Below are 19,190 nucleotides of genomic sequence, written 5' to 3' on the forward strand. Positions count from 1 at the left end.
TATCCATAAGGTTCGTCTGGCAAACTCTGGATCCCCGCCTTCGCGGGGATGACGGGAAATTCGTTTTATTTCAATTATTTGCGGCAAGGAAAAGATGTGTGAACGCTGTAACTCCCGCAGGCGGGAGAGGGGAGGAAGTGCGGCACGTCGCCTGTTTGCCCTGGACCTGAACAACGCCCATGCATCTGCTCGCCGCCCGACAGGATGACCTCGACGCCGGACCCCAGGCCGAAGATCTGGGGCAAACTCCGGCGACGCTGGTCATGCTGTCCTTTTCCGACAGCGATCTGACCGCGCTGGCCTCGGCGTGGCGGGCGAATCGTGATCGGTTGCCGACGCTGCGGTTGGTCAATCTGAACCGGCTGGGCCATCCGCTGTCGGTCGATCTCTACGTCGACTCGGTGATCGCCAAGGCGGGGATGGTGGTTCTGCGCCTGCTCGGCGGGACCGGCTATTGGCGTTATGGGCTGGACCGCGTCGCCGAAATCTGCCGCGACCGCTCCATCCCGTTGGCCGTTCTGCCCGGCGAGGCGACGCCCGATCCCAATTTGAGCGGCTTCGGCACGGTGACGGCGGCGGATTCGCAACGGCTCTGGCGTTTCTTCACCGAAGGCGGGCCGCAGAACATCGGCCATCTGCTGGCCTGCGCCGCGACGCTGGCCGGTCATCCTGCGCCTTGGAGCGACCCGGCCCCGGTCCCTCGTTTCGGCGCGCATGAGGGTTGGCGCGGCGCGGCGCCGCCAAACGCGCCGGTCGCCGCCGTCGTCTTCTACCGCTCCCATCTGCTGGCGGGGGATTTGGCCCCGATTGACGCGCTGTGCGACGCGCTGGCCGCGCGCGGGCTGGCCCCGCTGCCGCTGTTCGTCGCCAGCCTGAAGGAACCCGATTGCGCCGCCTGGATGCGGGCGACGCTGACCCGGCGCCACGCCGCCATCGTCATCAACACCACCGGCTTTTCCGCCGCGCGCGCCAATGACTCAAGCCTGGGCGGGTCGCCGCTGGAGGCGAACGGAACGCCGGTGCTGCAAGCCATCCTCTCGACCACGCCGGAAGAAGGCTGGCGCGGGTCGGCCCGTGGGCTGGGGCCGTCCGATCTGGCGATGAATGTGGTGCTGCCGGAAATGGATGGGCGGATCATCGCCCGCGCCATCGCCTTTAAAACGGCGGGGGAGCCGGACCCCGACCTGCAATTCGCCGCCCCGCTGCTGCGCCCCGTCGCCGACCGGGTGGCCTTCACCGCCGATCTGGCCGCCGCCTGGGTTCGGTTGGCGCGGACGCCGCGCGCCGAGCGGCGGTTGGCGCTGGTTCTGTCGGATTACCCCGGCCCCGGCGGCGGCATCGGCCACGCCGTGGGGCTGGACAGCCCAGCCAGCACGGTCGCCATGCTGAACCGCCTGTCCGCCGAGGGCTACAGCCTGTCCGGCCTGCCGACGGACGGCGCGGCGCTGATGGACCATCTGACCGGCCCGACCCGCCCGATCCTGACGCTCGACGCCTACGAAGGATTGATCCCGCCCGACATCCGCGCCCGCATCGTCGCGGCGTGGGGGGAGCCGTCCGCCGATCCGGCCTTGTCCGACGGCGCGTTCCACGCCCGCGCGCTGGTTTGCGGCAACGCCGTGGTCGCCGTGCAGCCCAGCCGGGGCCATGGCCCGTTGAGCACGGCGCAGCACCACGACCCCGACACCCCGCCCAGTCATGGCTATGTGGCCTTTCACCTGTGGCTGCGCCATGCGTTCGGAATCCACGCCCTGGCGCAGATCGGCGCGCACGGCACGCTGGAATGGCTGCCGGGCAAGGCCGTCGCCCTGTCGGCGGACTGTTGGCCGGAGATCGTCGGCGGGGCGCTGCCGGTGCTCTACCCCTTCATCGTCAACAACCCCGGCGAGGGGGTGCAGGCCCGCCGCCGTCTGGGCGCGGTGCTGATCGGCCATCTGACGCCGCCGCCGGTGGAGGCCGGGTTGCACGGCGATCTGGCCAATCTGGAAACCGCCATCGACGAATATTCCCAGGCGACCGGCCTCGACCCCCGCCGTTTGGGGATGCTGCGCGAGACCATTCTGGATTTGGCTTGGCGCTCCGGTCTGGCGGCGGAATGCAATGTGCGGCCCGACGACGACCCCGACGCCATTCTCAGCCGCCTGGACGCCCATCTCTGCGACATCAAGGAGTTGCAGATTCGCGATGGGCTGCATGTCTTCGGCCTCAGCCCGACCGGGGAGCGGCGCGACCGGCTGACCGCCGCCGTCGCCCGCGACACTCAGGACCCGGCGACGGTCGCCGTCGCGCTCGACTCCTGCGGCGAGGCGGAAATGACGGCGCTGCTCGACGGGTTGGACGGGCGGTTCTTGCGCCCCGGCCCCGGCGGTTCCCCGGCGCGCGGGCGGGCCGACACGCTGCCGACCGGGCGGAATCTCTACGCGCTCGACCCGCGCGGCGTGCCGACGCCCACCGCCTGGACGCTGGGCTGGCAGGCGGCGGACGCGCTCATCACCCGCTATTTGCAAGATCACGGCGATTGGCCGCAACGGCTGGTCGTCGATTGCTGGGGAACCCCGGCGATGCGCACCGGCGGCGACGAATTGGCGCAGGCCCTGGCGCTGTTGGGCGTGCGCCCGATCTGGGAAAACGGCTCGGGCCGCGTCACCGGCTATGAAATCATGCCGTCGGGCGTGTTGGGCCGCCCGCGCGTGGACGTCACGTTGCGGATTTCCGGCCTGTTTCGCGACGTCTTCCCGCAGCAGATCGCCCTGTTCGATCAAGCCGTCCGCGCCGTCGTCGGGCTGGCGGAGGAGGGCGACGAGGTCAACCCGCTGCGCGCCGCCGCCCGCGCCGAAACCGCCGCCTTGATCGCCGACGGGATGGACGCCGAGGAGGCCCGCCGCCGCGCCACCGCGCGGGTGTTCGGCGCCGCCCCCGGCGTGTACGGCACGGCGCTGTCCAGCCTGGTGGCGCGCGGCGATTGGGCGACGCGGGCCGATTTCGGCATGGCCTACCTTGACGGCGGTTGCCACGCCTATGGCGCGGGGTTGGAGGGGGTGGCCCTGCCCGCCCAGTTCCGCCGCCGCGTCGGCGGGGCTGACGCGCTGGTGCATCACCAGGACCAGCGGGAGCATGACGTGCTCTCCACCGACGGCTTCATGCAGTATGAGGGCGGATTCGCCGCCGCCGCGTCGCTGGACGCCTCCGAACCCGCCCTTTACCACCTCGACAGCGCCGACCCCGAGGCGCTGGCCGTCCGCACCCTGGCCGAGGAGATCGCCCGCACCCTGCGCGGTCGGGCGGCCAACCCGCGTTGGATCGCCGGAATGATGCGGCACGGCTATCGCGGCGCGGCGGAACTGGCGGCCAGCGTGGACACTTTGTTCGCCTTCGCCGCCACCACCGACGCGGTGCGCCCGGCCCATTTCGACCTGTTGTTTGAAGCCTATGTCGAGGATTCCGCCGTGTGGGACTTTTTGACCCATGCCAACCCGGCGGCCTCCCGGCACATTCTCGCGCGGATGAGCGAGGCGCTCGACCGTGGCCTGTGGCATCCCCGCCGCAACGCCACGGCGGAAGACGTGCGCCTGCGCTGGGAGAACGCCGCATGACCGCCCTCAAGCCGACCGCCGCCAACCTGACCAGTCCCCGCAACCAGCCGCGTCGGCGCGGCGCCTGTCCCGGCGTGCTTGCCCCGATGGAGGTTGGCGACGGCTTTCTGTTGCGCGTGCGGGTTCCGGCGGGGGCGCTGCCCGCCGCCAACGCCCGGCGCATCGCCGAATTGGGCGCGCGGCATGGCAACGGGCTGATTGATCTGAGCCATCGCGGCAATCTGCAACTGCGCGGCCTGTCGGCGGATTCGCTGGCGCCGGTGACGGACGCCCTGCGCGCCATGGGCTACGTCGCGGCGGACGCCGTCAGCGAGGCGGTTCGCAACGTGCTGTGCGACCCGTCCGCCGGGCTAGACCAACAGGCTGGCGGGGCGTTGATGGACGTGCGCGCGGTCGCCCTGGCGCTGGACGCCCGTTTGGCCGGGGACGCGGCGCTCCACCGCCTGCCGCCGAAATTCGGCTGGCTGGTCTGCGGCGGCGGGGCGGCTCATCTGGCGGCCAGCGACACCGACGTTCGGTTCGACGCGGTGGACGGCGCGCGGCTGCGGGTGTCGCTGGGCGGCACGCTGGCGACCGCCGCGCCTGTGGGTCTGTGCCGGGCCGAGGACGCGGCGGACGTCGCCTCCGCGCTGGGCCGCGCCTTTCTGGAGCTGCGCGCGACCGTGCCCGAGCCGCCCCGCCGCATGACCGGTCTGGTCGCCGCGCTGGGCGCCGACGCCATCGCCGCGTCCCTATCCCCCTTTCTTTCCCCTCTCCCCCCCGGGGAGAGGGTCAGGGTGAGGGGGGAGCATCTCATGGATCATTTCGGCTTCGCCGAACCCCCTCATCCCGACCTTCTCCCCGGGGGGGAGAAGGGGAAAAATTCCTTCCTCACCGTCGCCTTCCCCTTCGGTCGGCTGACCTGCGCCACCCTGTCGGCCCTGTCGGACGTCGCGCGTGAGATCCGCCTGACCCCGTGGCGCGCCCTGCTGCTGGTCGATCCCGCGCCGGGCGCGGCGGCGCTGGCCGGACGCCTGGGCGCGATCCTGACCGCCGCCGACCGGCGGTTGCGGTTGACCGCGTGCAGCGGCGTCACCGGCTGCGACGTCGGCACGACCGACACCCACGCGACCGCGCTGGCCGTCGCGGAGCGCGCTGGCCCCTTGCTGGACCGCGTGCGGATGGTGCATGTGTCGGGTTGCGCCAAGGGCTGCGCCCATCCGGGCGTCGCCGACGTGACGCTGACCGCGCATGACGGCCGGTATGACGTCGCCCTGCGCGCCAAGCCGGGGGCCGCGCCCTGGCGCGCGAATTTGTCACCCGACGACGCCCTGTCCTGCGTCGTCGGCCTGTCTGTTGAGGAGTTGTCCGGTGTCTGAGCCGCTCTACGACTACATTCGCGACGGAGCGGCCATTTACCGCCAGTCCTTCGCCACCATCCGGGCGGAGGCCGATCTGTCGGGCCTGCCCGACGATCTGAAGCCGGTGGCGGTGCGGGTCATCCACGCCTGCGGCATGGTGGACGCGGGCCAGGATCTGATGTTCTCCACCGACGTCGGGGCCGCCGCCCGCCGGGCGCTGCGCGACGGCGCGGCGATCCTATGCGACAGCGAAATGGTGGCCCACGGCGTCACCCGCGCCCGGCTGCCCGCCGACAACCCGGTGGTCTGCACCCTGCGCGACGCCGCCGTGCCGGATCTGGCGCGCCGCATCGGCAACACCCGCTCCGCCGCCGCGCTCGATCTGTGGGCGGAGCGGTTGGGCGGGTCGGTGGTCGCCATCGGCAACGCGCCGACGGCGCTGTTCCATCTGCTGGAGCTGATCGCGGCGGGCGCGCCGAAACCGGCGGCGGTGCTGGGCTTCCCGGTCGGCTTCGTCGGGGCGATGGAAAGCAAGGACGCGCTGGCCGCCAACCCCTTCGGCCTGCCCTATCTGGCGATCCGGGGACGGCGCGGCGGCAGCGCCATGGCCGCCGCCGCCGTCAACGCCCTGGCGAGCGACGTGGAATGAGCGGCGATTCCGTTTCCCCCGGTCGGCTCTACGGCGTCGGCGTCGGTCCCGGCGACCCGGAGTTGATGACGCTGAAGGCCGCGCGCCGCATCGGCGACTGCCCGGTCGTCGCCTATTTCTGCAAGCGCGGGACCAAGGGCCACGCCCGCCGCATCGCCGACGGCGTCATCACCCCCGACCACATCGAAGTGCCGATGGTCTACCCGGTGACGGTGGAGCTACCGCCCGATCACCCCGATTATGGCCGCCAGATCGAAGCCTTCTTCGACGAATCCGCTGAGCGAATCGCCGCCCATCTGGCCGCCGGGCGCTCCGTCGCCGCGCTGAACGAGGGGGATCCGTTCTTCTACGGCTCCTTCATGCATCTGTTCCTGCGGCTTTCGACCCGCTTCCCGACCGAGGTGGTCCCCGGCGTCACCAGCATGGTGGCGAGCGCGTCCCTGCTGCCGCGCCCGCTGATGCTGCGCGACGACGTGCTGTCGGTCATCCCCGGCACGCTGGACGAAGCGGCGTTGCTGCGGGCCATCACCGGGGCGCAGGCCTGCGTGGTGATGAAGCTGGGCAGCAACCTGCCCAAGGTCCGCCGCGCCGTCGCCGCCGCCGGTTTCACCGACCGGGCGTGGTACGTCGAGCGGGCGAGCATGGCGGAGCAGCGCGTCATGCCGTTGCGCGACGCGCCGGACAGCGCGCCCTACTTCTCGCAAATCGTCATCCCCGGCGACGGCAAGCGGGCCGAAGGGGTGTATGAATGACCGGCTGGCTGAAAATCGTCGGGCTTGGGCCGGGACCGGAGGATTGGTTGACGCCGGAGGCCCGGCGCGATCTGGCCGAGGCCACCGATCTGGTCGGCTATTTCCCCTATGTGGAGCGGGTTCCGCCGGGACCGCAGGTGCGCCACGCCTCCGACAACCGGGTGGAGTTGGACCGCGCCCGCTTCGCGCTCGATCTGGCGGCGCAGGGGCGCAAGGTGGCGGTGGTGTCGGGCGGCGATCCGGGAATCTTCGCCATGGCGGCGGCGGTGTTCGAGGCGCTGGACGATCCCGACGCCCCCCCGGCGTGGCGCGCCCTGGATCTGCGCGTCGATCCCGGCGTGTCGGCGATGCAGGCGGCGGCGGCGCGGGCGGGCGCCCCCCTGGGGCATGATTTCTGCGCCATCTCGCTGTCGGACAATCTCAAGCCGTGGGACGTGGTGCTGAAGCGCCTGCGTCTGGCGGCGGAGGCGGATTTCGTCATCGCGCTTTACAACCCGATCTCCCGCGCCCGACCTTGGCAGTTGGGCGCGGCGTTCGAGGCCTTGCGGACGATCCGCAGCCCGGACACCCCGGTCATTCTGGCCCGCGCCGTCGGGCGGGAGGACGAGGCGATGACCATCACCAGCCTGGGCGCGGTGAAGGCCGATCAGGCCGACATGAAGACGCTGGTCATCATCGGCGCGTCGCACACCCGTCTGACGCCGCGCGCCAATGGCCAACCCTGGGTCTACACCCCCCGTCATTACCGGGGGTGAGGGGGATGAGCCGCCCCAACGACAGCGCCCTCTCCCCCCCGGGGCTAACAGATTCTCACATCGACCCGTTTGGCACGGCAGCGGACCGGAAATGTTTTTGGGTTCGTCATCCCCGCGAAGGCGGGGATCCAGGCTTCACCTCACGATGCGCCTTGCAAACTCTGGATCCCCGCCTTCGCGGGGATGACGGAGAAAATCTTTTATTTCCAATATTTTGCTTTATTGAACGCTGCGTGAATTTGGTAGCCGGGGGGGAGAGGGAGTCAGGCCATCCCCTCCAACCACGCCACAGCCGCGTCCACATCGGGCAGTTCCGCCACCCCGTCGCCGGGCGGGCGTTCCACCATGACCACGGGCAGGCCCAGCCGCCGGGCGGCTTCCAGCTTGGCGTCGGTCGCGCCGCCGCCGCTGTTCTTGCTGACGATCACGGCGACGCCGTGGGCCTGCATCAGCGCGGTTTCGGCCTCGACCGTGAAGGGGCCGCGCGCCAAGATCAGGGTGGCGTTCGGCAGGGCGGGCATCGGATCGGGCGGATCGACGGCGCGGATCAGGTAACGCTTGTCGGGCGTGGCGAGAAAGGCGGCGACCTCCTGCCGACCGATGGTCAGAAACACCGGGTCGCCGAGATCGCGGATGGCGAGCGCCGCCGCCGCCATGTCCGGCACGGCGATCCAGCGGTCGCCCGGCCCGGCCCGCCACGCCGGGCGGGTCAACAGCCGAAGCGGAACCTTGACCCGCGCGCAAGCCGCCGCCGCGTTGGCCGAGATTTGATCGGCGAAGGGGTGGGTGGCGTCGATCACCGCCTGAATCCCCTGTTCGCTCAGATAAGCGGCCAGCCCCTCCACCCCGCCGAAACCGCCGACGCGGGTCGGCAGCGGCGGCAGAACCGGGTTTTTCGTGCGCCCGGCGAGCGACACCGTGGCGTGAACCGTCGCGTGACCGGCCAGCCGCCGGGCGAGCGCCGTGGCCTGGGTGGTGCCGCCAAGGATCAGGGCTTTCAGCACAGGGTTCCCCCATCGTTGGATCGCCGCAGGAGCAGCGCGCATGGATAGCACACTCCCGCCGCGTTGGCTGTCCATCGTCGGCGTTGGCGAGGATGGTTGGGACGGCCTGTCGCCCGCCGCCCGCGCCACGGTCGAACAGGCCCGTTGCGTCATAGGCGGGGCGCGGCACCTTGATCTTCTGCCGGTTGTTGCGGATCAGGAACGGATCGCGTGGCCCTCGCCGCTCGCCGACGCCTTTCCCGGTTTGCTGGCCCGGCGCGGGCAGCCGGTCTGCGTGCTGGCCAGCGGCGATCCGTCCTGGTACGGCGTCGGGGCCACCCTGTCGCGACTCGTTCCAGCGGACGAAACGATTGTGCTGCCCAACGCTTCGGCCTTCAGCCTCGCCTGCGCCCGGCTGGGCTGGCCGTTGCAGGAGGTCCATTGCCTGACCGCGCATGGCCGCCCGTTGGAGCTGGTCATTCCGCATCTGCAACCAAACGCAAAATTGCTGATTCTGTCGTGGGACGGAACGACTCCGGCCAAGCTGGCGGCGCTGCTGCGCGCGCGTGGGTTCGGCGCGTCCAATCTTACGGCGCTGGAGGCGATGGGCGGCCCGCGCGAGGCCCGCGTCAGCGCCGCCGCCGATTCCTGGAGCGTCGAGCGCGTCGCCGACCTCAACACGCTGGCGGTGGCGTGCGTCGCCGCCCCCGACGCCCGCGTTTTGCCGCTCGCCCCCGGTCTGCCCGACGATTGGTTCGCCCATGACGGCCAGATCACCAAGCGGGAGGTCCGCGCCGTCACCCTGTCCTTCCTCGCCCCCCGCCGGGGCGAATTGCTGTGGGACGTCGGGGCCGGGTCCGGCTCCATCGGCATCGAATGGATGCTGTCCGACCCCAGCAACCGCGCCATTGCCGTGGAGCATCACGCCGACCGCCAAGCCCGCATCCTCGCCAACGCCGCCGCGCTGGGCGCGCCGGGGCTTGAACTGGCGCGCGGCAAGGCCCCCGCCGCCTTGGCCGGTCTGCCCGCCCCCGACGCGCTGTTCATCGGCGGCGGCCTGACCAACGACGGGGTGTTGGACGCCTGTTGGACGGCGTTGAAGCCGGGCGGGCGTCTGGTCGCCAACGCGGTGACGCTGGAAAGCGAAGCCCGGCTGTTCGACGCGCAAACACGGTTGGGGGGCGAGCTGTCGCAGATCGCCGTCAGCCGCGCCGTTCCGGTCGGCGGCTTCCGGGGCTGGCGCCCCTTCATGCCGGTGACTCTGTGGCGGGTGGACAAGCCATGATCGCCGCCGGTTTGGGCTGCCGCAAGGGCTGCGACGGGGCGGAAATCGCCGCGCTGGCGCGCGCCGCCTTCGACGAAGCGGCGTTGACCGCCGACCAGCGCGCCGCCGTGCGACTCGCCGTGCCGGAGATGAAGCGCGAGGAGGCCGGACTGATCGAGGCCGCGCGCGCGCTCAACCTGCCCATCACCCTCATCGACGCCGCCGCGCTCGCCGCCGCGCAAAGCCGGGCCGTCACCCGGTCGGCGGTGGTTCAGGCGGCGGTCGGGCTGGCCAGCGTGGCGGAGGCCGCCGCGCTCGCCGCCGTCGGGCCGGGCGGCCGCCTGCTGCTGCCCCGCCGCTCCACCCCCCGCGCCACCGTCGCCCTTGCCGTTTCGGAGATCCGCTCATGACCGTTCACTTCATCGGCGCCGGGCCGGGCGCCCCCGATCTGCTGACCCTGCGCGGGCGCGACCTGATCGCCGCCTGTCCGGTCTGCCTCTACGCCGGGTCGCTGGTGCCGGTGGAGATCATCGCCCACGCGCCCAAGGACGCGCGGATCATCGACACCGCGCCGCTGACGCTGGCGGAAATCGTCGCCGAGTTCCAGGCGGCGCACGCGGCGGGGCTGGACGTGGCCCGGCTGCATTCGGGCGATCTGTCGGTCTACAGCGCGCTGGGCGAGCAAACCCGCGCGCTGCGGGAGTTGGGCATCCCCTACAGCATCACCCCCGGCGTTCCCGCCTTCGCGGCGGCGGCGGCGGCGCTGGGCCGGGAATTGACCCTGCCGGAGGTCAGCCAAACCCTCATCCTCACCCGAACCGACGGGCGGGCCTCGGCCATGCCCGCCAACGAAAGTTTGGAGGTGCTGGGCGCGTCCGGGGCGACGTTGGCGATCCATCTGTCGATCCATGTGATCGAGCGGGTGGTGGAACGTCTGACCCCGCTTTACGGCGCGGACTGCCCGGCGGCGGTGGTTTACCGGGCGAGCTGGCCCGATGAACGGGTGTTGCGCGGCGCGTTGGCCGACATCGCCCAGCGGGTGGCGGAGTCGCCGATGGAGCGCACCGCGCTGATCCTGGTCGGCCCGGCGCTGGGCACGGAGGATTTCCGGTGCAGCGCGCTGTATGACGGCAGCCACATCCGCCGCTATCGGGGGTTGGGGGAGTGAGGATTGTGAGAACTCCCCGCCATCCCCTCTCCCGTTCCGGGAGAGGGTGTCCGCGCAGCGGACGGGTGAGGGGTTGGCAAGAAACCGGGGCGCGTTCCTTGGCGGCCCCCTCACCCTCCCCATGCTGCGCATGGGTCCCCTCCCTCTCCCGAAGCGGGAGAGGGACTGACCGCTCACCAACCCGGCGCGCACCCAACGATCACGCCCTGCCGGTCGGTGATGAGCACCTCGACCGCCACCGGCGCGCCGTCCAGCGTGGCGAGCGCGGCGGCGCGGGCCAATTCGGCGACATGGTCGGCCAGCGGCAGCCCGGCGTCGCGCGCCATGCCCAGCACCTGGGCGGCGGTGTTGGCCGTGCGCGCCTGGGCGATCAACTCGGCGGAGGCGCCCAACGCGGCCAGCCGCTCCGCCAGCCAATCCAGATCGACGCTGTGGCGTTTGGAGTGCAGATCCATCAACCCGCGCGCCAGCTTGCCGAATTTGGCGAAGCCGCCGCACAGGCTCAGGCGCGGAATCGGCTGGCGGCGCAGATGCTTGAGCGTGCCGCCCGCGAAATCGCCCATGTCGATCAAGGCTTGTTCGGGCAGCCCGTAGCGCGCCGTCACCGCCTTTTCCGACAGATCGCCGGTGCAGGCGGCGACATGGGTCAAGCCCGCCGCCCGCGCCACGTCGATGCCGCGTTGGATCGACGCGATCCAGGCCGCGCAGGAATAAGGCACGACGATGCCGGTGGTTCCCAAAATCGACAGACCGCCCAAAATGCCCAGCCGCCCGTTCATCGTCCGCTTCGCCAGGACGGCGCCATTCTCCACCCCGACCTCGACCACCAGATCGGCGGGTTGTCCGACAAGAGTCGCGGCCTCCGTCACCGCTTGGGCGATCATGGCGCGGGGAACCGGGTTGATTGCCGGTTCGCCGACCGCCAGGGGCAGGCCGGGCAACGTCACCGTGCCGACCCCTTCGCCCGCACGGTAGGTCACGCCCGACCCCGCCGGGCCGCGCCACACCCGCGCGCGGACCAGCGCGCCGTGCGTCACGTCGGGGTCGTCGCCCGCGTCCTTGACGATCCCCGCCGCCGCCCATGGTCCTCGTTCATCCTGCCCCTGATCGGTCCAGGCGAGCGCGAAGGCCGGGGTTTGCCCGCCCGGCAACGTCACCGTCACCGGATCGGGGAAGCCGCCGCCGAACAACGCCTCGGTCGCCGCCCGCGCGGCGGCGGTCGCGCAGGTTCCCGTCGTCCAGCCACGCCGCAGGGGTGTAGCATGATCCGTCCCGCCGCCCGCCTCATCGTCGCCCTCGGCGCCGTTCTCTTCGATGCTTGATTCAGAGTCTTCGTCCATGCCCACCACGCCGTCATCCCTTGGGCCGTCGCCCAAATCCCTGGCCGAACCGCTGCCCGAATCGCTTCTGGTCCCCTTCGCCCCCGGCAGCGTCTGGTTGGCCGGGGCCGGTCCCGGCGACCCCGGCTTGCTGACCCTGCTGGCGTTGCAAGGTCTACGGCAAGCCGACGTCATCGTCCACGACGCGCTGGTCGGCGAACGGATCATGGCGCTGGCCTCGCCGACGGCAAGGCTGGAGTTCGCCGGAAAACGCGGCGGGCGTCCATCGGCCCATCAGGACGACATCACCAGCCGCCTGATTGAACTGGCGCGCGAAGGGCATCGGGTGTTGCGGCTGAAGGGCGGCGACCCCTTCGTTTTCGGGCGCGGCGGGGAAGAGGCGCAGGCGTTGGCGGAGGAGGGCATCCCCTTCCGCATCGTGCCGGGCGTCACGGCGGGCATCGCCGGTTTGGCCTATGCCGGAATTCCGGCGACGCACCGCAGCGCCAACCAGGCCGTCATTCTGGCGACCGGCCATTCGCTGGGCGGCGGGCCGGATTGGCGGGCGCTGGCCGCCACCGGCGCGCCGTTGATCCTCTACATGGCGTGGAAGGCGCTGCCGGAGATCGCCGCCGAACTGATGGCGGGCGGCCTGCCCGCCGACACGCCGGTGGGCGTGGTGACGAAGGCGACGACGCCCGATCAACAAACCCTGGTCAGCAGCCTGGGCGCCTGCGTCGCCGATCTGGCCGCCAGCGGGCTGGAGCCGCCCGCCATCATCGTGGTGGGCGAGGTGGTGCGGCTGCGCCCGCAACTGGACTGGTTGCCGCACCATGGCTGACGGGCTGATCGTCGCCGCCCCGGCGTCGGGAACCGGCAAGACCACGGTGACGCTGGGCTTGCTGGTCGCCCTGCGGGAACGCGGCGTGCGCGTCGGCGCGCTGAAGGCCGGGCCAGACTACATCGACCCGGCCTTTCATCAGGCGGCGACCGGGCGGCCCAGCGTCAACCTCGACAGTTGGGCGATGGGGCCGGATTTGCTCGACGGGCTGGCCGCCCGCGCCGCCGAAGGGGCCGATCTGCTGGTGTGCGAGGCGTTGATGGGCCTGTTCGACGGCGTGGCCGGGGTGGGCGCGACCGGAACCGGCTCCACCGCCGAGATCGCGGCGCGCACCGGCTGGCCGGTTCTGCTGGTGGTCAACGCCAAGGGGCAATCGCAATCGGCGGCGGCGCTGGTCAAGGGCTTCGCCAGCTACCGCGACGACGTGCGGATCGGCGGCGTCATCCTGAACAACGTCGGCAGCCCGCGCCACACCGCCTTGGCGGGCGGCGCCATCGAGGCGTTGGGGATTCCCATGCTGGGATCCCTGCCCCGCTCCCCCGACGTGGCCTTGCCCGAACGGCATCTCGGGCTGGTCCAGGCGGGGGAAACCGCCGGGCTGGCCGAGCGGCTGGCGGGTCTGGGCCGCTTCGTCGCCGCCCATGTCGATGTGGATCGGGTCGCGGCGCTCGCCACCCCGTCACGCGCCGGGCTGGGCGGCGCCACGCCCGCCATGCCGCCCTTGGGGCAGCGCGTCGCCATCGCCCACGACGCCGCCTTCACCTTTGTCTATCCGCATCTGCTCGACGGTTGGCGGGCCAGCGGGGCCGAATTGAGTTTCTTTTCGCCCTTGGCCGACGAGCCGCCGCCCGCCGATTGCGACGCGGTCTATCTGCCGGGCGGTTATCCCGAACTGCACGCCGGACGCCTGTCCGCCGCCGCCCGCTTCCGCGCCGGCCTGGTCGCGGCGGCGCACAGCAAGCCGGTTTACGGCGAGTGCGGCGGCTACATGGCGATGGGCGAAACGCTGGAGGACGCCGAGGGAATCATCCATCCGATGGCCGGGCTGCTGGGCGTGCGCACCAGCTTCGCCAAGCGCAAGCTGCATCTTGGCTATCGCCGGGCGACGTTGCTGGCCGACGGGCCGTTGGGGACGGCGGGGACGGTGCTGATGGGGCATGAGTTCCATTACGCCTCCACCCTGTCGCGCGGCGACGACGCGCCGCTGGTGACGGCCCGTGCGGCGGACGGCGGCGATCTGGGGGCGTTGGGCGGGCGGCGCGGCTTGGCGCTGGGATCCTTCTTTCACCTGATCGCCCGTTTCAATCCGCCGGGCGGAGGGAGCTGAGCCATGGAGGAGGCCTTCACCGGGGCGGAGCGCGACGCGCTCTATTTCACCAAGGCCGAGCGCGACGCGCTCTACAAGGCGATCTTTTCCCGCCGCGACGTGCGCGGTCAATTCCTGCCCGATCCGATTCCCGAGGACGTGTTGCGCCGCATCCTGCTGGCCGCCCATCACGCCCCGTCGGTCGGCTTCATGCAGCCCTGGAACTTCCTGGTCATCACCGACCAGGATGTGAAGGCCCGGATTCACGCCGATTTCGCGGCGGCCAACGAGGAGGCGGCCAGCCAGTTCGACGGCGAACGCCGCGCGCTCTACAGCCGCTTGAAGCTGGAAGGCATTCGGGAGGCTCCGGTCAATCTGCTCGTCACCTGCGACCGCGAGCGCGCCGGGCCGGTGGTGCTGGGCCGCACCCACATGCCGACGATGGATTTGTACAGTTGCGTCTGCGCCGTGCAAAATCTCTGGCTGGCGGCGCGCGCGGAAGGCTTGGGCGTGGGCTGGGTCAGCATTCTGCACGAGGCGGCGCTGAAGGCGATTTTGGAGATTCCCGAGCGCATCGTTCCCATCGCCTATCTCTGCGTCGGTCATGTCAGCCATTTCGAGGCGACGCCGGAACTGGCGATCAAAGGCTGGCGGCAACGGTTGGATCTGGACGATCTGATTTTCCGCGACCGCTGGGACCACCGCGACGCGGCCCCGGAGTGAGGGCAAAGAAAAGGGCCGCAGAAAGCTGCGGCCCTTGAAAGTCTAGGGAGGAAACGCCCCGAGAATGGGCGAACGCAGAATATGCTGCGTCGCACATGAACTGGTATTACCATTGCTGAATGGTAGCCATGCGGCCTGCGCATGGGCCTATGCGCTTGTATGCGTACAAGTTGTAGCAAAGCACCCATCCACTGTTTCAAAAATTTCACAATTCCGCAGCGTCGGAGTCATCGACCGTCCCATTATGTTGCCTTTCGTCACAACCGCCGCTGCGGTCGGTGATGAATGGCGCTGGGCAACCGGCAATATCCACAAAGGGTGTGCGCCAATGTCGATTCCGCTCCTGCGCAGCCTGACGCTGAAGCAGGCGATTCACGCGATTTTCGCCGCGTTCGTGATTGGCTTCGCCATCACGGCGGTGGAATTCGGTTGGACCGCGACGCGGGAACGCGCCATCGCCCTGGATCGGGTCGCCGAGGTGGCGATGCTGATGGAAGGAACCGCGACCACCGCCGCCTGGACCCTGGATCAAAGTCTGGCCGAACAGGTGCTGACTGGAATCATGGCCGTGCGCACCGTCGGCTGGGCCGACATCACCCTCGACACTGGCCGTGTGTTCGTCCGTCGGGAACGCTCCACGGCGCAGGGCGGATTTCTGGAACGCGCGGCGACCGCCTTGCTGTTCGTGGATCGCCCGCAGATCGACCGCCCCCTGCTGACGCCGCCCGATTCTCTTCCACGCGGAACCTTCGCCCATTTGCGCATCGGCATTGACCCGGCGGCGGTGGCTGGCGGCTTTTTGGATTACGCCGCGACGACGCTGGCGGCTGGGGTTCTGCGCAACTTGCTGATTGGGTTGGCGATGGCGCTGGTGTTTCATCGGCTGCTGACCCGCCCGCTGGTCCGCATCGGTTACGCCGTCGCCCAGATCGATCCGGCCAAGCCGCAAAGCCAGGTTTTGGCGGTGCCGCGCGGTCACGCCGACGACGAGTTGGGCTATCTGGTTTCCCGCTTCAACGACACGCTGGTCCTGCTGGAGCGCGAGCACGCCGAGTTGCGGCGGCTGGTGACGCGTTGCACCCTGACCGGGTTGGCGAACCGCACCCTGCTGATCGACCGCTTGGGCCACGCCATTGAGGTGGTCAACCGGACGCAAGGCAAGCTGGCGGTGCTCCACGTCGATCTCGACCGTTTCAAGCGGGTCAACGAAAGCCTGGGGCACGACATCGGCGACGCCCTGCTGATCCGCGTCGCCGAGCGGTTGAACGATTGCGTGCGCCGTTGCGACACCGTCGGGCGGTTGGGCAGCGACGAGTTTCTGGTGATCCTGGAACGGGTGGCCGGATCGGACGAGGCGGCGATGGTGGCTGGTCGGCTGCTGAGCGCGGTGCATCGCTTGTCCGACGTGGACGGCCACCACATCCACATCACCGCCAGCGTCGGCATCGCGCTCTACCCCAACGACGGGACGGACGAGCAGGCCTTGATGCGGATGGCCGACGCGGCGATGCAGGCGGCCAAGGCCGACGGCGGCGGGCAATTTGTTTTCTACACCCGCGAGATGACCGAACGGGCGATGGCCCGCCTGCGGTTGGAGGCCAGCCTGCGCGCCGCCGCCGAACGCCATGATTTCGAGCTGGCCTATCAGCCGAAGATCAACGCCGCCAGCGGGCGGTTGACCGGGTTCGAGGCGTTGATCCGCTGGCGTCTCGACGGCGCGTTGATCCCACCGATGGAGTTCATCCCCGTGGCCGAAGACACCGGCCTCATCATCGAGATCGGCGCCTGGGTGTTGGACGAGGCGTGCCGCACGGCGACCCGCTGGTCGCTGGATCATGGCCCGCTGCCGGTCGCCGTCAACGTCTCGGCCCGCCAACTGGCCGACGCCGGATTCGCCGACTTGGTGGAAAGCACGCTGCGCCGCAACGGCACCCCGGCGGAGTTGCTGGAAATCGAGATCACCGAAACCGTCATCATGAAAAACGTGCTGCACCATCTGCCGACATTGAACCGTCTGCGGGCCTTGGGCGTGCGCATCGCCATCGACGATTTCGGCACCGGCTATTCCTCGCTCGCCTATTTGCGGCAATTGCCGGTGGACGTGCTGAAGATCGACCGCAGCTTCGTCAACGATCTGCCGCACGCGCCCGACATCGCGTCCACCGTCATCGCGCTCGCCCAACGGCTGATGCTGTCCACGGTGGCCGAGGGGGTGGAAACCATCGAACAACAACGCTGGCTGGCCGCCGCCGGATGCGACAGCCTGCAAGGCTACCTGATTTCCCGCCCGGTCTCCGCCGACGCCGCCGAAGCCATGGTGATGGCCGCCTTCGCCCGCGAGGACATGGCGCTGACGGCGTGAGAGGGGGGCGGCGCGTCAACCCAAACAATGGCGATTTTGCGTCTGGTGGATGGCGACCCACTCGCTGACAATCCGAGGCATTTCCACCACAACCTCTTTGCCAAAGAGAATTTCATCGACATAGCCCATGTGCAGCATGTCAAACATTCGGCAAAGATAAGATTTTCCGCAGTTCCACCACGTATAATAGGCGTCAACCATCAGATAATGTTTTATATCGGTGCCTTCATGTTCGCGAAGCTCCTCGATCTCCATGCCATCGAGCAGCGTTTCATAGACACCATCGGCGATTCGACTGCCAAATGTGGTTGTGTAATAATATTCTTTTATTTCCCAAACGGCGATTGGGTTGATCGTTGATGGGAATGCTCCATCAAGACGTCGGGCAAATGTACGGACAGGCATGCCATTCTTGGTGATTGTCACCAATTTACGCGGATCAAAATCACAAGAAGCGCCCTGAGCGTGCTGTTCAATCAACATATTGACAATGCCGGTCAGGAACGCCTCGGCTCTCATTGGTCCTTTTTGCTTGTTCATGGGAATTGGGCAAGAGGGCTTAAGCTGTTTGTGAAGTTGTAAGAACACCATTCGTGCTTGCTCTACGTCCTGCAAATTCTTCTCAGCGCACCTGTGCAGCGCTGATGAACGCTCACGGAAATAATCAAGAATGTCAGAGGCAAGCGGTGTTGGGGTGCCATCTTCAATAATGGATCTTGAATCCAGATTCAGCGCTGTGAAAGCAGCGTATATTTCATTCATATCTGGCACATGGATATTTCCATTTCCGCTGTAACCAATCTGTTGACTGAGAGATCGGATAAGCGCCCAAAATGATTTTGGTCTGTTTAAAAAACGGCTAATCGGCTTCACGGTCTGTTTCTTTCAAATTGTTCTCAAGACGACTCACGAAATCAGACAAGGTGACGCCCAGCAGGTTGCACAACGCCCGGATTTCAAGGATGTCGAGGCGGCGTTCCCCTGATTCGTATTTACTGACCATCGATTGCGGAATCGCCATGCGTTCAGCAATGTCCGATTGGCGCAGTCCAGCCTCGATCCGAAGATCGCGGAGCAGGCTTTGCAGCGCCTTTGATTGAGGGGTTCGCGGCTGTTTTCTCATGCGCAAGCTATGCCGCCTCTTGCGCCATATCCCAAATTCGGATAAATCCTGATCAGGTGATGGTTTGGCGCCTTGGAAGGAAACAGTTCGTGCAGTTGGCATTGAAGATTGACCATGGTGTCGGTGAGGACGTTCATCTCGCGAACAGCACGGCGGGAATTTCTCCGTTCAAGACTCAACTCTTAAAATGGATTGGCAACAAGCAACGCTTCGCTCACGAAATCATTGGGAATTTCCCAAAGAATTTTGGCACTTACCATGAACCTTTTTTGGGGTCCGGTGGAGTTCTTGGAGTCCTTGCGCCGCAAAAGGCTGAAGCGGCGGATTCCTTTGGTCATCTGATCGCAATTTGGTCCACGCTGAAGGCGAATCCGGCGACCGTCAAGGCGTGGTATCAAGAGCGCTGGACCGAGTTTAAAGGCGGCGAAAAGGTGGCGCGTTACGAAGCGATCAAGCAGCGCTACAACGAGACCGCCAATCCCGCCGATCTCCTGTTTCTTTGCCGCTCCTGCTACGGCGGCGTCGTGCGCTTCCGCATGCGCGATGGCTACATGTCCACCCCCTGCGGCGTTCATGATCCAATACATCCAGCGACGTTCGCCCGTCGCGTCGATGAGTGGCGCGCGCGCGTCGCCAACACCAGTTTCTTTCACCGCGAGTATGAGGAGTCGTTGGAACGCGCGCGCGCGGGTGACGTCGTGTATTGCGACCCCCCCTATTCGCACAGCCAAGCGATCTTGTATGGCGCGCAAAGATTCAGTCTCGACGACCTGTTCCGCAGCATCGAAACAGCCAAGAAGCGTGGCGTCTTTGTCGCGCTCAGCATTGATGGGTCGAAGAAGTCGGGCGATCAGGAGTGCGCAATCCAATGGCCCGCGCGCTTGTTCCGCCGGGAAATTCCGGTCAATGTGGGGCGTTCCATGCTGAGGCGCTTCCAGATGGGAGGCCAGACTTTGGAGACGGAAGTCGTAAAAGACCGGCTGCTTTTGACCCATTGATTGGGTGAAGGAAA

The 19,190-nt window shown here is 68.3% G+C and carries 17 protein-coding genes; 13 read left to right on the forward strand and 4 right to left on the reverse strand.

Annotation, left to right across the window (positions count from 1 at the left end; all coding sequences use genetic code 11):
- Positions 1-179: 179 nt before the first annotated feature.
- The 5 genes from cobN to cobJ are packed head-to-tail and all read left to right on the forward strand — an operon-like array spanning position 180 to position 7,089.
- On the forward strand, positions 180-3,593 hold the full coding sequence (gene cobN, locus ACODS4_RS21395; RefSeq protein ID WP_488867323.1) for a cobaltochelatase subunit CobN: 3,414 nt from the start codon (positions 180-182) through the stop codon (positions 3,591-3,593).
- Positions 3,590-4,951, forward strand: coding sequence for a precorrin-3B synthase (cobG, locus tag ACODS4_RS21400; RefSeq protein WP_488867325.1), 1,362 nt, complete (start codon positions 3,590-3,592; stop codon positions 4,949-4,951). The genes cobN and cobG overlap by 4 nt, the downstream gene beginning before the upstream one ends.
- Positions 4,944-5,582: a precorrin-8X methylmutase gene (locus ACODS4_RS21405; protein WP_488867327.1), complete on the forward strand. Its 639-nt coding sequence runs from the start codon at positions 4,944-4,946 to the stop codon at positions 5,580-5,582. Before cobG ends, ACODS4_RS21405 begins: the two co-directional genes overlap by 8 nt.
- A complete protein-coding gene (locus ACODS4_RS21410) occupies positions 5,579-6,334 on the forward strand; it encodes a precorrin-2 C(20)-methyltransferase (RefSeq protein ID WP_488867329.1) in 756 nt (251 codons plus the stop codon). The genes ACODS4_RS21405 and ACODS4_RS21410 overlap by 4 nt, the downstream gene beginning before the upstream one ends.
- Positions 6,331-7,089 (forward strand): precorrin-3B C(17)-methyltransferase, encoded by a 759-nt coding sequence (gene cobJ, locus ACODS4_RS21415; protein ID WP_488867331.1) that lies wholly within the window; start codon positions 6,331-6,333, stop codon positions 7,087-7,089. Before ACODS4_RS21410 ends, cobJ begins: the two co-directional genes overlap by 4 nt.
- Positions 7,090-7,352: 263 nt before the next feature.
- On the opposite strand, the gene ACODS4_RS21420 is transcribed toward cobJ, so the two are convergent.
- Positions 7,353-8,093 (reverse strand): cobalt-precorrin-6A reductase, encoded by a 741-nt coding sequence (locus tag ACODS4_RS21420; RefSeq protein ID WP_488867333.1) that lies wholly within the window; start codon positions 8,091-8,093, stop codon positions 7,353-7,355.
- A 40-nt stretch (positions 8,094-8,133) separates the two neighbouring features.
- On the opposite strand from ACODS4_RS21420, the gene cbiE reads away from it, so the two are divergent.
- From cbiE to cobM, 3 genes are read left to right on the forward strand one after another with little or no spacing between them, the layout of a single operon-like run.
- Positions 8,134-9,357, forward strand: a complete 1,224-nt coding sequence (cbiE, locus tag ACODS4_RS21425; protein WP_488867335.1) for a precorrin-6y C5,15-methyltransferase (decarboxylating) subunit CbiE — start codon at positions 8,134-8,136, stop codon at positions 9,355-9,357.
- The gene (locus ACODS4_RS21430) at positions 9,354-9,746 is read left to right on the forward strand and encodes a cobalamin biosynthesis protein (protein ID WP_488867337.1); all 393 of its coding nucleotides are present in this window, start codon (positions 9,354-9,356) and stop codon (positions 9,744-9,746) included. Before cbiE ends, ACODS4_RS21430 begins: the two co-directional genes overlap by 4 nt.
- Positions 9,743-10,504 (forward strand): precorrin-4 C(11)-methyltransferase, encoded by a 762-nt coding sequence (gene cobM, locus ACODS4_RS21435; protein WP_488867339.1) that lies wholly within the window; start codon positions 9,743-9,745, stop codon positions 10,502-10,504. The genes ACODS4_RS21430 and cobM overlap by 4 nt, the downstream gene beginning before the upstream one ends.
- A gap of 173 nt (positions 10,505-10,677) precedes the next feature.
- On the opposite strand, the gene ACODS4_RS21440 is transcribed toward cobM, so the two are convergent.
- Entirely contained in the window at positions 10,678-11,844 is a 1,167-nt protein-coding gene (locus ACODS4_RS21440) for a cobalt-precorrin-5B (C(1))-methyltransferase (protein ID WP_488867341.1), read from the reverse strand.
- On the opposite strand from ACODS4_RS21440, the gene cobA reads away from it, so the two are divergent.
- The 4 genes from cobA to ACODS4_RS21460 all read left to right on the forward strand — a co-directional run bounded on the left by cobA (position 11,843) and on the right by ACODS4_RS21460 (position 17,055).
- Complete coding sequence (gene cobA, locus ACODS4_RS21445) at positions 11,843-12,664, forward strand: uroporphyrinogen-III C-methyltransferase (protein WP_488867343.1); 822 nt, start codon at positions 11,843-11,845, stop codon at positions 12,662-12,664. The two genes, ACODS4_RS21440 and cobA, sit on opposite strands and share 2 nt — an antisense overlap.
- Positions 12,657-13,991: a cobyrinic acid a,c-diamide synthase CobB gene (locus ACODS4_RS21450; protein WP_488867345.1), complete on the forward strand. Its 1,335-nt coding sequence runs from the start codon at positions 12,657-12,659 to the stop codon at positions 13,989-13,991. The genes cobA and ACODS4_RS21450 overlap by 8 nt, the downstream gene beginning before the upstream one ends.
- 3 nt (positions 13,992-13,994) lie before the next feature.
- Positions 13,995-14,693 carry a 5,6-dimethylbenzimidazole synthase gene (bluB, locus tag ACODS4_RS21455; RefSeq protein ID WP_488867347.1) on the forward strand — a complete coding sequence of 233 codons (699 nt, stop codon included), beginning with the start codon at positions 13,995-13,997 and terminating at the stop codon, positions 14,691-14,693.
- Positions 14,694-15,021: 328 nt separating this feature from the next.
- The gene (locus ACODS4_RS21460) at positions 15,022-17,055 is read left to right on the forward strand and encodes a putative bifunctional diguanylate cyclase/phosphodiesterase (protein WP_488867349.1); all 2,034 of its coding nucleotides are present in this window, start codon (positions 15,022-15,024) and stop codon (positions 17,053-17,055) included.
- Positions 17,056-17,070: 15 nt separating this feature from the next.
- On the opposite strand, the gene ACODS4_RS21465 is transcribed toward ACODS4_RS21460, so the two are convergent.
- Positions 17,071-17,928: a DUF7687 domain-containing protein gene (locus ACODS4_RS21465; protein ID WP_488867351.1), complete on the reverse strand. Its 858-nt coding sequence runs from the start codon at positions 17,926-17,928 to the stop codon at positions 17,071-17,073.
- Positions 17,915-18,178 (reverse strand): helix-turn-helix domain-containing protein, encoded by a 264-nt coding sequence (locus ACODS4_RS21470; RefSeq protein ID WP_488867401.1) that lies wholly within the window; start codon positions 18,176-18,178, stop codon positions 17,915-17,917. Before ACODS4_RS21470 ends, ACODS4_RS21465 begins: the two co-directional genes overlap by 14 nt.
- An 89-nt stretch (positions 18,179-18,267) precedes the next feature.
- On the opposite strand from ACODS4_RS21470, the gene ACODS4_RS21475 reads away from it, so the two are divergent.
- A complete protein-coding gene (locus ACODS4_RS21475; RefSeq protein WP_488867353.1) occupies positions 18,268-19,176 on the forward strand; it encodes a DNA adenine methylase in 909 nt (302 codons plus the stop codon).
- The last annotated feature ends 14 nt before the right edge of the window (positions 19,177-19,190 follow it).

The sequence above is a fragment of the Azospirillum sp. FG154 genome (genome assembly GCF_057809575.1).

Excerpts from the sequence above, each read along its gene's own strand:
- ACODS4_RS21410 (WP_488867329.1), top strand. The coding sequence starts at position 5,579 with ATGAGCGGCGATTCCGTTTCCCCCGGTCGGCTCTACGGCGTCGGCGTC.
- cobG (WP_488867325.1), top strand. The coding sequence starts at position 3,590 with ATGACCGCCCTCAAGCCGACCGCCGCCAACCTGACCAGTCCCCGCAAC.
- cobN (WP_488867323.1), top strand. The coding sequence starts at position 180 with ATGCATCTGCTCGCCGCCCGACAGGATGACCTCGACGCCGGACCCCAG.
- ACODS4_RS21430 (WP_488867337.1), top strand. The coding sequence starts at position 9,354 with ATGATCGCCGCCGGTTTGGGCTGCCGCAAGGGCTGCGACGGGGCGGAA.
- ACODS4_RS21460 (WP_488867349.1), top strand. The coding sequence starts at position 15,022 with ATGTCGATTCCGCTCCTGCGCAGCCTGACGCTGAAGCAGGCGATTCAC.
- ACODS4_RS21470 (WP_488867401.1), bottom strand. The coding sequence starts at position 18,178 with ATGAGAAAACAGCCGCGAACCCCTCAATCAAAGGCGCTGCAAAGCCTG.
- cobJ (WP_488867331.1), top strand. The coding sequence starts at position 6,331 with ATGACCGGCTGGCTGAAAATCGTCGGGCTTGGGCCGGGACCGGAGGAT.
- cobA (WP_488867343.1), top strand. The coding sequence starts at position 11,843 with ATGCCCACCACGCCGTCATCCCTTGGGCCGTCGCCCAAATCCCTGGCC.
- bluB (WP_488867347.1), top strand. The coding sequence starts at position 13,995 with ATGGAGGAGGCCTTCACCGGGGCGGAGCGCGACGCGCTCTATTTCACC.
- cbiE (WP_488867335.1), top strand. The coding sequence starts at position 8,134 with ATGGATAGCACACTCCCGCCGCGTTGGCTGTCCATCGTCGGCGTTGGC.
- ACODS4_RS21450 (WP_488867345.1), top strand. The coding sequence starts at position 12,657 with ATGGCTGACGGGCTGATCGTCGCCGCCCCGGCGTCGGGAACCGGCAAG.
- cobM (WP_488867339.1), top strand. The coding sequence starts at position 9,743 with ATGACCGTTCACTTCATCGGCGCCGGGCCGGGCGCCCCCGATCTGCTG.
- ACODS4_RS21440 (WP_488867341.1), bottom strand. The coding sequence starts at position 11,844 with ATGGACGAAGACTCTGAATCAAGCATCGAAGAGAACGGCGCCGAGGGC.